Origin of the sequence: Labrenzia sp. THAF82 (assembly GCF_009363435.1) — a bacterium.
In the GTDB taxonomy this organism is placed as follows: domain Bacteria; phylum Pseudomonadota; class Alphaproteobacteria; order Rhizobiales; family Stappiaceae; genus Roseibium; species Roseibium porphyridii.
This window is the reverse complement of record NZ_CP045354.1, coordinates 3,267,766-3,280,639: the sequence shown is the minus strand read 5'-3', so window position 1 is coordinate 3,280,639 and position 12,874 is coordinate 3,267,766. Positions and strand designations below refer to the sequence as shown.

At 53.8% G+C, this 12,874-nt stretch carries 9 protein-coding genes and 2 tRNA genes; 1 reads left to right on the top strand and 10 read right to left on the bottom strand.

The annotated features are described in order from the left end of the window. Nucleotides 1–120 precede the first annotated feature (120 nt). From FIV00_RS15420 to FIV00_RS15385, 8 genes are all read right to left on the bottom strand, one after another. Nucleotides 121–196 (bottom strand) — tRNA-Val (locus FIV00_RS15420). A gap of 229 nt (nucleotides 197–425) precedes the next feature. Next, nucleotides 426–1,082, bottom strand: coding sequence for a hypothetical protein (locus tag FIV00_RS15415; RefSeq protein WP_152501573.1), 657 nt, complete (start codon nucleotides 1,080–1,082; stop codon nucleotides 426–428). Between the two features lie 155 nt (nucleotides 1,083–1,237). Further along, the gene (locus FIV00_RS15410; RefSeq protein WP_152501572.1) at nucleotides 1,238–1,513 is read right to left on the bottom strand and encodes an HU family DNA-binding protein; all 276 of its coding nucleotides are present in this window, start codon (nucleotides 1,511–1,513) and stop codon (nucleotides 1,238–1,240) included. A 187-nt stretch (nucleotides 1,514–1,700) separates the two neighbouring features. Further along, nucleotides 1,701–4,130 (bottom strand): endopeptidase La, encoded by a 2,430-nt coding sequence (lon, locus tag FIV00_RS15405; RefSeq protein ID WP_152501571.1) that lies wholly within the window; start codon nucleotides 4,128–4,130, stop codon nucleotides 1,701–1,703. 338 nt (nucleotides 4,131–4,468) lie between these two features. Next, nucleotides 4,469–5,734 (bottom strand): ATP-dependent Clp protease ATP-binding subunit ClpX, encoded by a 1,266-nt coding sequence (clpX, locus tag FIV00_RS15400; protein ID WP_152501570.1) that lies wholly within the window; start codon nucleotides 5,732–5,734, stop codon nucleotides 4,469–4,471. A 232-nt stretch (nucleotides 5,735–5,966) separates the two neighbouring features. Continuing rightward, nucleotides 5,967–6,602, bottom strand: a complete 636-nt coding sequence (locus FIV00_RS15395; protein WP_152501569.1) for an ATP-dependent Clp protease proteolytic subunit — start codon at nucleotides 6,600–6,602, stop codon at nucleotides 5,967–5,969. 201 nt (nucleotides 6,603–6,803) lie between these two features. After that, nucleotides 6,804–8,153 (bottom strand): trigger factor, encoded by a 1,350-nt coding sequence (gene tig, locus FIV00_RS15390; RefSeq protein WP_152501568.1) that lies wholly within the window; start codon nucleotides 8,151–8,153, stop codon nucleotides 6,804–6,806. A 330-nt stretch (nucleotides 8,154–8,483) separates the two neighbouring features. Beyond that, complete coding sequence (locus tag FIV00_RS15385) at nucleotides 8,484–9,836, bottom strand: FAD-dependent oxidoreductase (protein WP_209006558.1); 1,353 nt, start codon at nucleotides 9,834–9,836, stop codon at nucleotides 8,484–8,486. 205 nt (nucleotides 9,837–10,041) lie between these two features. Between FIV00_RS15385 and FIV00_RS15380 the strand changes: the two genes are divergently transcribed. Beyond that, a complete protein-coding gene (locus tag FIV00_RS15380) occupies nucleotides 10,042–10,854 on the top strand; it encodes a murein L,D-transpeptidase family protein (RefSeq protein WP_209006557.1) in 813 nt (270 codons plus the stop codon). Nucleotides 10,855–10,944: 90 nt separating this feature from the next. On the opposite strand, the gene FIV00_RS15375 is transcribed toward FIV00_RS15380, so the two are convergent. Beyond that, nucleotides 10,945–11,029, bottom strand: a tRNA-Leu gene (locus FIV00_RS15375). Between the two features lie 88 nt (nucleotides 11,030–11,117). Then, nucleotides 11,118–12,653 carry an NAD(P)H-hydrate dehydratase gene (locus FIV00_RS15370; RefSeq protein ID WP_152501566.1) on the bottom strand — a complete coding sequence of 512 codons (1,536 nt, stop codon included), beginning with the start codon at nucleotides 12,651–12,653 and terminating at the stop codon, nucleotides 11,118–11,120. Between the last annotated feature and the right edge of the window lie 221 nt (nucleotides 12,654–12,874).

Genomic DNA, 12,874 nt, shown 5'->3' with positions numbered 1-12,874 from the left:
TCGCGAAAGAACAGACGATGCCGTGCCGACCGGAAAAAACTCACTGAACAGAAACGAAGGAAGACCGGGACGCATAGCGTCCCCAGCAAAAGCCAAAGTCTTTGAATTTAGGAAAGAAAATGGTGGGCGATGAGAGACTCGAACTCCCGACATCTTCGGTGTAAACGAAGCGCTCTACCAACTGAGCTAATCGCCCTCAACGAGGTGAGACGCCTTTTAGGTTGTCGCCACTTTCTTGGCAAGTCCTATTTCCAAGAAAATAGCATTCCTAACCATACTTGTGGATGACGGCTTCAAACCAGCTTTGTCGAGCCTGAGCAAACACAACACCAGCAGAGGCATCCTTCCACCTGACAAAGCCAGCAATATGGAGCGTCTTGAACTCTGATAGGCCCTGTGTTCGAACGGAACGACCTGAAGACCGGTTATCGAAACCGGTACGCAAACTGCAGCATATCCGTCAGACCGCGCTGAGGATTGTCACCGGCAAGGCCATTACGATTGAAAAACTGGACAAGCCGGGCGATTCCCTGTTGATCGTTCGGCCCTCTTGGTGGGGGTTGATCCATCAGTTTGGCGGCAATGATCCACGACATTGTTCGCCTGAGTCTCTTTTGATTTGCAGAAAATTCCGGGTTGCTCGCTGCCCGCTCAAACAAACCTCCCCACGCCTGATTGACTGCGTCGTTGATTGCCTCAACACGAATGAACCCTGCCTTGTTAGGGCTGCGCGCTTTGTTCAGCAAATGATCAATGTTGTAGCCCGCAAGGTCGGTGCTGGTGGCTTTGATGCCGTAAACCTGATTCACGAAAGCCAGCCATGCCTTTTGATAGGAAGAGTAGCCCGCCCGCACCCAGACACTTGCGTTTTCGTCCGGGTTTCCAGGCCTACGGACGATGGCCACATTTTTCAGGCTTCTACGCCCTGCCCGTTCTGGTTCAATGCCATCATCATAATCATCAAGAAAGACAAGGCGTCCCAACCATTCCGGGTGCTCCACCTGGACCTGGACAAGCGGGTCGCGAACCCAGGCGTCAAATAATGCGCGTTGCCGGCGGCTAATCAGCGCTTGAAGTGTCATGGCTCTCTCCTTGCAAGGAGTTCTGCATCGCCAGGGAAAAGATAAATCTAAATATGTAATTCAAAGAGAAGCACTCATAGATTGCTATTATAGACACAAAAAACCCCGGTCCTGCAATCGCAAGCCCGGGGTCAATTGAAAACGGTCTGGAACGATTAAGAGTTCACAGCGTCTTTCAGGCCTTTACCAGCCTTGAACTTCGGCGTCTTAGAAGCCGGGATCTGGATCGTTTCGCCAGTCCGCGGGTTCCGGCCTTCGGTTGCAGCACGGGCAGAAACCGTGAAGTTACCAAAGCCGATGATGCGGACCTCGTCACCGCTTTTCAGCGTTTCTGTGACTGCATCAAAAGTTGCGTCAACTGCTTCGCCTGCCTGCGCTTTGGTGAGGCCAGTCTTTTCTGCAACAGCTGCGATCAGATCGTTCTTATTCATAGCAGATACCTTTCTAAGAAACGGCAGAGTGCCGACGATTCCTGTCAGCGCCGTTGCGCGAAATTCGTGCGAATTGACGCGAAACGCAAGTGGTTTTTTCGCAGAAAACAGCCATTTCTACCGATTTTTCAAAAGAAAAGCCCCGGTTGACCCGGGGCTTGACGTTTTGTGCGGTGCAAATTGGCTCTTAGTGAGCCAAAATTCCAGACCCGTCTTCTTCTTTTTCACTCGCCTTGGTTGCGGCATTTGCGGCTGCTTCATCCCATTCGATGGGCTCCGGGAGACGGATCAGAGCATTTTTCAGCACCTCTTCCATTCCGGATACCGGGATGATTTCAAGCGAATTCTTGACCGAGTCCGGAATGTCAGCCAGGTCCTTGGCATTGTCTTCCGGGATCATGACAAGCTTGATGCCACCGCGCAGCGCAGCGAGCAGTTTTTCCTTCAGGCCACCGATCGGCAGTATCCGTCCGCGAAGCGTAATCTCGCCGGTCATGGCAACATCGCGGCGAACCGGAATTCCGGTCATTGTGGAAATCACGGCTGTTGCCATCGCGATGCCTGCAGAAGGACCGTCCTTCGGCGTCGCACCTTCAGGCACGTGAACGTGAATATCCTTCTTGTCGAAGGTCGGTGGTTCAATGCCGAAATCGATCGCGCGGGAGCGAACATAGGACGCAGCCGCTGAAATCGATTCTTTCATCACGTCCTTCAGATTGCCGGTTACGGTCATCTTGCCCTTACCCGGCATCATCACGCCTTCGATGGTAAGAAGTTCGCCGCCGACTTCCGTCCACGCTAGACCGGTGACAACACCAACCTGGTCTTCCAGTTCGGCTTCACCATACCGGAACCGCGGAACGCCGAGATATTCTTCGACCACTTCCGGCGTAACGGTAATGCTTTCCTTGTCGCTCATCAGGATATCCTTGACCGCCTTACGGGCCAGGGTCGCCATTTCGCGCTCAAGGTTTCGCACACCCGCTTCCCGGGTATAGCGACGCACGACGAACTGCAGCGCATCGTCCTCGATGGAGAACTCACCATCCCTCAGGCCGTGATCTTTTTCCGCCTTTGGAATGAGGTGACGGCGGCAGATTTCCACCTTCTCTTCTTCGGTGTAACCAGCAATACGGATGATCTCCATACGATCCATCAACGGACCGGGGATATTCAGCGTATTGGCCGTGGTCACGAACATTACGTCGGAAAGATCGTATTCAACCTCGAGGTAGTGATCCATGAACGAAGAGTTTTGCTCCGGATCAAGAACTTCGAGCAAAGCTGAAGACGGGTCGCCCCGGAAGTCCATGCCCATCTTGTCGATCTCGTCGAGAAGGAAAAGCGGATTGGACTTCTTCGCCTTTTTCATCGACTGGATGACCTTGCCGGGCATCGAGCCGATATAGGTGCGACGGTGACCCCGGATTTCGGCTTCATCACGCACGCCGCCGAGCGACATTCGAACGAATTCACGTCCCGTGGCCTTGGCTATGGACTTGCCTAGTGACGTTTTACCGACGCCGGGAGGACCGACGAGGCACAAGATCGGGCCGCGCAACTTGTTGGCCCGGCTCTGTACCGCAAGATATTCGACGATCCGCTCTTTAACCTTGTCGAGACCGTAATGGTCGGTGTCGAGCACCTTCTCGGCCAGCGCCAGATCGTGTTTGACCTTGGACTTCTTGTTCCAGGGAATGCCGATCAGCCAGTCGAGATAGTTGCGCACGACGGTCGCTTCAGCGGACATTGGGCTCATCTGCTTGAGCTTCTTGATCTCAGCAGCAGCCCGCTCACGTGCTTCTTTGGTGAGCTTCGTCTTCTTGATCTTTTCCTCAAGTTCAGCAATTTCGTCGCGGCCGTCTTCGCTGTCGCCAAGTTCCTTCTGAATGGCCTTCATCTGCTCATTCAGGTAGTACTCGCGCTGCGTTTTCTCCATCTGCCGCTTGACGCGCGAACGAATGCGTTTTTCAACCTGAAGAACGGAAATTTCGCTTTCCATCATGCCAAGAACGCGCTCAAGACGCTCTGCGACGGAAACAACGCCGAGAATTTCCTGCTTTTCAGGGATCTTGATAGCCAGATGCGACGCAATGGTATCGGCCAACTTGGAATAATCGTCGATCTGATTGACCGCACCGAGCACTTCCGGCGAAACCTTCTTATTCAGTTTCACATAATTTTCGAACTCGGAAACGACTGAGCGTGCGAGAGCTTCGACCTCGATGTTCTCGCCATCGCGCTCGGGAAGAACTGTAGCGGTCGCTTCAAAATAGTCCGTGCGATCAGAATAGTCTCCAATCTGCGCACGAGCACCGCCTTCCACGAGCACCTTGACGGTGTTGTCAGGCAGTTTCAGCAATTGAAGCACGGTTGCGAGCGTACCGACATTGTAGATCTGATCCGGATTCGGATCGTCATCAGCTGCATTCATCTGGGTCGCCAGCAGAATGTGCTTGTCGGTGGTCATCACTTCTTCGAGCGCCTTGATCGACTTCTCGCGGCCGACAAACAGCGGCACGATCATATGCGGGAAGACGACAATGTCGCGCAGGGGCAGGACTGGATAGACAGCCGTGCTGTCCGGATCTGTGGCGCGGATTTCTGCGTCGCTCATTTTTTTTCCTTTCTCAGCGTGTCCGGGCCCCACTCATTAAAAGGCAGCCAGAACACTGGAAAACAGCTTTCGGATCCTGGAAGAACCGAGTGGCCTGACCTCGGCACCCCAGATGGGCGCACCGACAGTCCGCACGAGCCGTTCTTTAGGCCTATTAGGTGGACACCAGACCTGCTGGTGTCAAGGTAATCACGCGTCCTTGTGAAGCCTTGTCTGTTGACGACTCACACCTGCGGTGGAAAACGCGTCACATCAGTGGCTTCAGCTGGAAAATGCAAAATGCCGCTCTTATGGAGCGGCATTTATTCACGCTTATTTTCAACTGTCAGTCAAAGGTCTCAGGCGCTTGACGCCGAGCTTTCCTCACGGTCCTCGTAAATATAGAGGGGCCGCGCCTCTCCCTTCACGACTTCCGGCGAAATCACGACTTCCTTGACGCCTTTCAGGCCAGGCAGCTCGTACATCGTATCCAGCAGGATCGATTCAAGGATCGACCGAAGGCCACGCGCGCCAGTCTTGCGTTCGATTGCCTTACGCGCAATTGCCTTGAGCGCGTCTTCGTGGAAGGAAAGCTCTACCTGTTCCATTTCGAACAGACGCTGATACTGCTTGACCAGAGCATTCTTAGGCTCCGTCAGAATTGTCACCAGCGCATCTTCGTCCAGATCTTCCAGCGTCGCGATCACCGGCAAACGACCGACGAATTCCGGAATGAGACCGAATTTCAGCAGGTCTTCAGGTTCCAGCTCGGCAAAGAGCTCACCGATACGACGGTCTTCAGGTGCGTGAACCTGCGCCTGGAAACCTATCGACGACTGGGTGCCCCTGTCGGAAATAATCTTGTCGAGACCAGCGAACGCACCACCGCAGATGAACAGGATGTTGGTGGTGTCCACTTGCAGGAATTCCTGCTGCGGATGCTTTCGCCCGCCTTGCGGTGGAACGGAAGCGACCGTGCCTTCCATGATCTTCAAGAGCGCCTGCTGAACACCTTCTCCCGACACGTCACGCGTGATCGAAGGGTTGTCGGCTTTCCGGCTGATCTTGTCGACTTCATCGATATAGACAATGCCACGCTGCGCACGCTCAACATTGTAGTCAGCGGACTGCAGCAACTTCAGAATGATGTTTTCAACATCTTCACCGACATAACCGGCTTCTGTAAGTGTCGTCGCATCCGCCATGGTGAAGGGCACGTCCAGAATGCGGGCTAGTGTTTGCGCTAGCAGAGTTTTGCCGCACCCGGTCGGACCAACCAGAAGGATGTTCGATTTCGCCAGCTCCACATCGTTGCTTTTCGATGCGTGATTCAGGCGCTTGTAGTGATTGTGAACGGCGACCGATAGTACCTTCTTGGCACTACCCTGTCCGATGACATAGTCATCCAGAACGTCGCGGATCTCTTGAGGGGTCGGGATCCCGTCCCGAGACTTCACCAGCGAGGATTTGTTCTCCTCACGGATGATATCCATGCACAGCTCGACACATTCATCGCAAATGAAAACAGTCGGGCCGGCGATCAGCTTGCGAACCTCATGCTGGCTCTTGCCGCAGAAGGAGCAGTAAAGCGTATTCTTGGAATCGCTGCCGCTGGCCTTGGTCATGTAGTCAACCTCGCGTTTGTGGGGCGTTTCCCCTTTTCAGCCGGTTTGGCCCATCCGGACCCACCGGTACCGAAGAGACACCGAAGCGCCGCTTCTCTAGGTCCGATGTCACCATGCTTCGCCATTAAAAATCAATATAGGTTTAAGGCGAAGATGAAAACCCGGCATCAATTGGGGTTTTCCCGGTCTCAATCAAAGAAATTCAATCTTTGCTTAAGACCAGGTAAGCCCGTTATTCGGTCTCTTCGCCACCAAGACCTGTACGGTCAGTGATGACATTATCTACGATGCCGAATTCCTTAGCCTTTTCAGCAGTCATGAAGTTGTCACGCTCAAGCGCTTCTTCAACCTGATCAAGGCTTTGTCCGGTGTGCTTCACGTAGATTTCATTCAGCCGGCGCTTCATAGCCAGGATTTCCTGTGCATGAAGCATGATATCCGCCGCCTGCCCACGGAAACCGCCCGATGGCTGATGAACCATCACACGGGCATTGGGCAGAATTGAGCGCATGTCCTTGTGTCCGGCTGCCAACAGCAAAGACCCCATAGAGGCCGCCTGGCCAATGCAAAGGGTCGATACCGCCGGTCGGATAAACTGCATTGTGTCGTAAATCGCAAGACCAGATGTCACCAGACCGCCCGGTGAGTTGATGTAGATTGCGATTTCCTTGCTCGGATTCTCCGCTTCCAGATAAAGAAGCTGCGCGCTGACCAGGGTTGCCATGTGATCCTCGACCGGACCGGTCAGGAAGATGATGCGCTCCTTGAGCAGGCGCGAGAAGATATCGAAGGCCCGCTCGCCCCGGTTTGTCTGCTCGACAACCATCGGCACGAGTGTGTTCATGTAGATATCGACAGGATCCTTCATACCTCATCCATATGCTTGAGATGATGCCGGGATGATTCCCTGGCTTGAAACAGGCCTTGAAGCGCATCGATTCAGGGCCTGACTCGAAAAAAGCGACATCCCGTATATATGAGATGTCGCCCTCAACGCAAAGTCATGACAGATGCGGCATGAAAGCAAAGTTAAAACCACTGCCGCATCTGGGGATATGGGGGAAAAAGCTTACGCGTCTTCCTCGTCGTCGGCGACCAGCTTTTCGAGCTCTTCCTTGGTCACCGTCTTGTCGCTTACCTTGGCAAGCTCCAGCATGTAGTCGACGACTTTTTCTTCGTAGATCGGCGCACGAAGGCTTGCCAGGGCCTGCTGGTTGTTCTTGTAGAACTCGAACACCTGCTGTTCTTGACCCGGGAACTGGCGCACACGGTCATAAAGCGCACGCTGCAGCTCTTCGTCAGTAACCTGAATGCCGTTCTTCTCACCAATCTCGGACAGGACCAGGCCAAGGCGCACGCGGCGCTCGGCGATTTTGCGGTATTCCGCCTTCGCCTCTTCTTCCGTGGTGTCCTCGTCTTCGAAGGTCTTTTCGTTGCGCTTCATGTCTTCTTCGACCTGGCGCCAGACAACATCGAATTCACTGTCGAGCAGTTTTTCGGGAAGCTCGAAAGAATAATGCTCGTCGAGCTTGTCGAGAAGCTGACGCTTTACGCGCTGACGGGTCATCTGGCCGAACTGACCTTCAATCTGACCACGAACAATCTCTTTCAGATTTTCAAGTGATTCGAGACCAAGTCCCTTGGCAAACTCATCGTCGATGGTTGCTTCACCAGGCGCTGCAACTTCCTTGACAACGACATCGAAAGCAGCTGCCTTGCCGGCAAGGTGAGCCGCCGGGTAGTCCTCCGGGAAGGACACTTCAACGACTTTTTCGTCGCCTGCCTTGGCACCGACCAGCTGATCTTCAAAGCCAGGAATGAATTGACCGGAGCCCAGCACCAGCTGACCGTTCTCGTCAGCACCGCCTTCAAACGGCTCACCGTCGATCTTGCCGAGGTAAGACATAGTCACCCGGTCGCCATTTTCCGCAGCACCGTCCTTGGTATCGAACGGTGTGTTGTTCTTGGCGATTTCAGCAACTTGTTCGTCGACTTCACCTTGTTCGATCTCAACGACCGGGCGCTCGATTTCAATGCCGGCGAAATCGACAATGTCGAAATCAGGCAGAACGTCGTAGGTCATCTTGAAGGAAAGATCGGCGTCTCCAGCCATGATCTTTTCAGCATCTTCTTCCGGAAGATCAATTTCCGGTGTCAATGCCGGGCGCTCGGAGCGCTCCTCAACGGCCTTCTGCGTGGTTTCCTGAATGGTGTTGGACAGAATTTCTGCCATGGCCTGACGGCCATACATTTTCTTCAGGTGTCCAAGCGGCACTTTGCCCGGACGAAAGCCCTTGATGTTGGCCTTGGATTTCAGGTCGGCCATGTAGTCTTCGAGCTTGGCGGCAAGATCACCAGCCGGAATGTCGATTTTCAGCTCACGCTTGAGGCCCTCAGAGAGGGTTTCGGTTACCTGCATGGGTTTAGTCGTCCTCAATCCCGAGCGGCAATCCGCCCCGGAGGTTTTGTTTTAAAATTCCGTGTGCCGCGCTGCCGGTACTCCCCTTTTTCCGGAAGCGTTCAAACAGCAGCGCATCGCCTTGAACGGAGTCCGAGACGCACGATGGGAGCGCGATACTGCTTGGGGTCCGAAGTGTCAAGGGGAGACGGGGAAATCGCAGCGATAAGACATGCGGAAAGTTGTTCTAAAACCAAGAACGGTCCCGATCGCGATTCCACCAGAAAACAATTGGCTTCTTGAAACATCTTTCACCCTTGGGCCGAGATTCCTCAGTCGATGAAATTTTCCTCAGTCCGCCAAATCCTCGTCAATTGATTTTGCGGCGCGCAAACCGCTCATGTAAGCGCCATGCGTAGTCCCGTGATACGCAAAATTCGTATGTTCGCCTGCGAATAAAAGCGTATCGGCGACAGGCTCTTGAAGGCCCTCGAAATCCTGCGGTGAACTGCCCAGTTTCGAATAGGAATAGGCGCCGCCGGTCCAAAGGTCTTCTGACCACCTGGTTGCAATATGCGCAACAGGTTCCGGCGCACCGGGTCCGAACATTGCACGGATGGCTGCCATGCAGTCGGCCACCATTTCAGCGTCGGAAAGCTTTTCAACTTCCAGAGCATAAGCGCCAACACTGACGCCTAAAAGTATGTTTTCGTTACTGAAAGTCCGGTAGTTCAGGAAGTAGTTCCATCGCCCTCTTGGTTCGCTCATATAGCCGAAATATTGGATGTCCAACGGCCAAAATGGAGCATCGAACTTAAGTGCGAGCTTTGTTACGTTTCCAAAGCCAAGATTGGCGATATGCGAGCGGAGCTTTTTTGGCAGAGGTGGATCGAAATCAATTCGTTGCTGCTTGAGCATACCAAGTGGAACGGTACAAATGACAAAATCCGCTTCGAATTTTCCACCTGCGCTCAACACAGTTGCTCCCTCGCCTTTCTCATATTCGACAGCTTCAACCGGAGTATTGAAGCGTATGTCCAATCCGCCCGACAGAGCGCTGGGAATTTTGTCATAGCCTTCCGGGAGGATGACGTCATCGCCTTCGAGGACGTCATCTTCGTCAAAATAGTAGGCTGACAATGTCTCCAAGGCGCCTCCGGTCGAGAACTCCGTATAGGCACTCGCCATCCAGTTCAAAACTGGATCTGCCAGGCGGTTATCAGGCAAGGAACGAAGAGCAGCTTCAAGCGATTGCCCAGTGCCGACTTGTGCGTCGACCTGCTCATAAAGCTCCGTAAGGTCTTCATATGCATCATATATTCGCTGACGGGATTGCCGTTCTCCCGTTCGGGAATAGACCTCGAAACTGTCATCCCGGGTCACAAAGATCGGTGCATCAATCCTGGCCGCGAGACCAGATATCGGGTTCTTCTGCGGGCCATGTATCCAACCAGCGCCAACTTCAAAGGGGGCTCCCAAGCGCCAATCCGTTCTGATCCGGCCACCGACGGTATCTGTAGCCTCCAGAACGACGACGGAATATCCAAGTTCCGTGAGCCTGCCAGCCGCCGCAAGGCCGGCAATTCCCGCCCCGATCACAATCACATCGAAACTCGTCTGAACAGCCGACGCATAGCGCGGCAGCAGGGTGGACGTTGCCATCACGGAGCTGGCTGAAAGCTTCAACACGTGCCGTCTGTTCATCCGTAGCTTCATAAAGGCCTTGCCACTCTGATCGTTGCGCCCTGGATGCTTGCAAGTGCCTGCAACGCCAATTCGGCCGCAATTTATCGGAATTTTCAAGCAGGTTCAGCCGCGTGACTGGACATCTCACCTTAACTTTCACAAGTTTGGCAATTCAACCTTCCCTCGCCACAGCCTTCAGCATTCGGCGTTTTGGAGACATTGCGTGAAGCAAAATACGCAAAGACACATTTTCCTGCTGCTCTCCGGGCTCATTTTGATCTTTGTGTTCTCACTGTTGGCGACCTCCGTTTTTGCGCAACACAAATTGCCAACTTCTGAACGCTTGGAGAACGTTGCGGCAAGAGTGCTGCCGAGGCTTGAAAAAGAGTTTGCCGAAAAGGGTTTGAGACTAGGTTCACCCGTATTTATCCGGGTTTTCAAGGCATCCAGCGAGCTTGAACTCTGGGCGGCGACCATAAATGGATTCAAGCGCTTCAAGACCTATCCAATTTGCAACTTTTCAGGTGAGCTGGGACCGAAGCTGAAGGAAGGTGACAGGCAAAGCCCTGAAGGTTTCTACAAGGTCACACGCGGGCTCATGAACCCGAACAGTCACTATCACCTTTCCTTCAATTTGGGTTTTCCCAACGCCTATGACCGCGCTCTTGGCCGGACCGGAAGCTTCCTGATGATCCACGGGAGCTGTGTCTCAATTGGCTGCTATGCGATGACGGATGCAGGCATTGAAGAGATCTATTTGGCTGCGAATGAAGCCTTCAAAAACGGACAGGAAGCCTTTGACGTACATGTGTTTCCTTTTCGAATGACCGATGAAAATCATTCCCAGCAAACCTCCTCTGAGTGGTCTGATTTCTGGCAAAACTTGAAAGAGGGACACGACGCCTTTGAAAAGACAGGCATGCCACCGTCAATCGAAGTTGCCAATCAGCGTTATGTCATTGTGAAAACACCAAATTTTGGTGAGGTAGCCAATCACCTGTTCCGCCAAAAGCCACAGCAGAACGAGGTCGATTGAGCAGGTCGCAATATTCGGGTGTGTTTGATGGTGCTCTCTCGAACAACGCTTTATCAAGTCAGGCTGAAGGACCGGAAACGCGTAGAATATTGGTGCGGATGGAGGGACTTGAACCCCCACGCCTTGCGGCACCAGAACCTAAATCTGGCGTGTCTGCCAATTTCACCACATCCGCACTGCAGAGCCTTTGTCGCTCTGCCGATGAAGCGGGGCTTCTATAGCACCACTGACTTTTCCGTCAAAGGAAAAACGAGGCTGCGGCCCTACCCCTCACCGAATTTGTCCACAAGCGCTCGCAGCACCTCTTTGAGAGCCGGGGCAAGGTCTTCAGCTATCAGTCCGGGCCCAACGATATTTCCTGCTTCTCCATGGAACCACACCGCCTGGCAGGCGGCCTCAAAGCCGGAAACACCTTGAGCAAGCAATCCGGTCGTGATGCCGGCAAGAACGTCGCCGGATCCAGCCGTCGCCAGCCAGGGCGGTGCATTGTGGTTGATCGCGGCACGGCCATCAGGTGAAGCGATGACGGTATCGGGCCCCTTCAATATGAGTGTGGCGCCGGAAAGCCTGGCTGCCAATCGTGCACGCGCGAGTTTGTCACCCTCGACCTGCGGGAAAATCCTTGCGAACTCGCCCTCATGTGGTGTCAGAACAACCGGTGCATCACATAGTTTGACCAGGGAAAAAAGATGTTCGGGAGTTTCAGAAAAACTGGTCAAGGCGTCTGCATCTAGTACGGTCGCTCGACTGGCGCGAAGAATGGCCTCTACCGAAGAGCGAGTCCCAGCACCAATACCGAACCCGGGACCGATTAGAACAGAAGAATATCGCTCATCTGACAGCAAATCCTGGACAGCCTTTTCGCCAGCCAGTTTTTTCAGCATGACAGCGGTCAAGTGGCAGGCGTTGACCATCATTGCATCCGGGGGTGATGCGAGCGTTACAAGCCCGGCCCCGGCGCGCAGTGCTGCAGCAGCGCCCAGTCTGGCGGCCCCTGTTGAAGAAACAGAGCCGCTGAAGACAACTGCGTGGCCCTTGGTGTATTTATGCCCCTGCTGGCTCGCCATCGGCCAGGCATGTCGCCAAAGTGCAGGCGCATTTTCGAAGGTTTGTGGCCTGATATCGCCAAACACGTCCGGCCGGATCCCGATCTGTGCCACGACAACTGCGCCACAGAGTTCCCGACCAGGAAAAAGCAAATGACCAGGCTTTTCGCAAAAGAACGTAACCGTTCTTTGTGCCCTGACCGCTGATCCCAGTTTCTGGCCACTGGCGCCATTGACACCAGAGGGAAGATCGATGGCCAATACCGGTTTGCCGCTATCATTCACAGCGTCGACAATTTGCTTGATCTCACCCTCGAGAGGCCGGTCTAGACCGGCACCGAATAGACCGTCGATGATCAGGTCCACGCTGTCCAGAAGCATGGGCAGGCGTTTTTGTCCTTCTTGGCCTTCACCGATGCGTTCGGCAGGCAACCCCATCCTCTCAAAGGCCAGGCGTGCATCGCCCTTAAGCCGATCAGCCGGGCTGATCAGAAGAACGTCGATGCCATATCCCATGGCGGCAAGGCATCGTGCCGCAATGAAACCGTCACCTCCATTGTTTCCAGGGCCACAAAGAATAAGAATTCGCGCACCTGCTGATACCAATTCCACGGCTGCACGCACCACCGCCTGCCCGGCCTGCTCCATCAATTCGATACCGGCAATGCCACCCTCGATAGTCAGTCTGTCAGCCCGGCCCATTTCTGTGGGAGACAGCAAGAAGGTGTATGGTGAGTGCCAGTCTGTTGTCATTGGTTCGAACCTCAATATCCTGCAGGGGCACCTTTGCAAGGGATGGTCAGTTTTGTCGAGATCCAACCTTTTGATGATGGAAGCAGCACAATTTCCGCCTATTAATTAGGCGAGTTGCCTAGTAAGTAGTCATCTACATGTTGGGCTGCGTGTGTTATTCGAAACTGCACTGCTTGAATTGCTGATTTTTTTGGCGGAATTCTAGGCCCTTCAAAAATTTG

What these genes read in the sequence shown, in the direction of transcription:
- FIV00_RS15410 (WP_152501572.1), bottom strand. Translation starts at nt 1,513, where the DNA reads ATGAATAAGAACGATCTGATCGCAGCTGTTGCAGAAAAGACTGGCCTC.
- clpX (WP_152501570.1), bottom strand. Translation starts at nt 5,734, where the DNA reads ATGACCAAGGCCAGCGGCAGCGATTCCAAGAATACGCTTTACTGCTCC.
- FIV00_RS15415 (WP_152501573.1), bottom strand. Translation starts at nt 1,082, where the DNA reads ATGACACTTCAAGCGCTGATTAGCCGCCGGCAACGCGCATTATTTGAC.
- lon (WP_152501571.1), bottom strand. Translation starts at nt 4,130, where the DNA reads ATGAGCGACGCAGAAATCCGCGCCACAGATCCGGACAGCACGGCTGTC.
- FIV00_RS15370 (WP_152501566.1), bottom strand. Translation starts at nt 12,653, where the DNA reads ATGACAACAGACTGGCACTCACCATACACCTTCTTGCTGTCTCCCACA.
- tig (WP_152501568.1), bottom strand. Translation starts at nt 8,153, where the DNA reads ATGCAGGTAACCGAAACCCTCTCTGAGGGCCTCAAGCGTGAGCTGAAA.
- FIV00_RS15385 (WP_209006558.1), bottom strand. Translation starts at nt 9,836, where the DNA reads ATGAACAGACGGCACGTGTTGAAGCTTTCAGCCAGCTCCGTGATGGCA.
- FIV00_RS15395 (WP_152501569.1), bottom strand. Translation starts at nt 6,602, where the DNA reads ATGAAGGATCCTGTCGATATCTACATGAACACACTCGTGCCGATGGTT.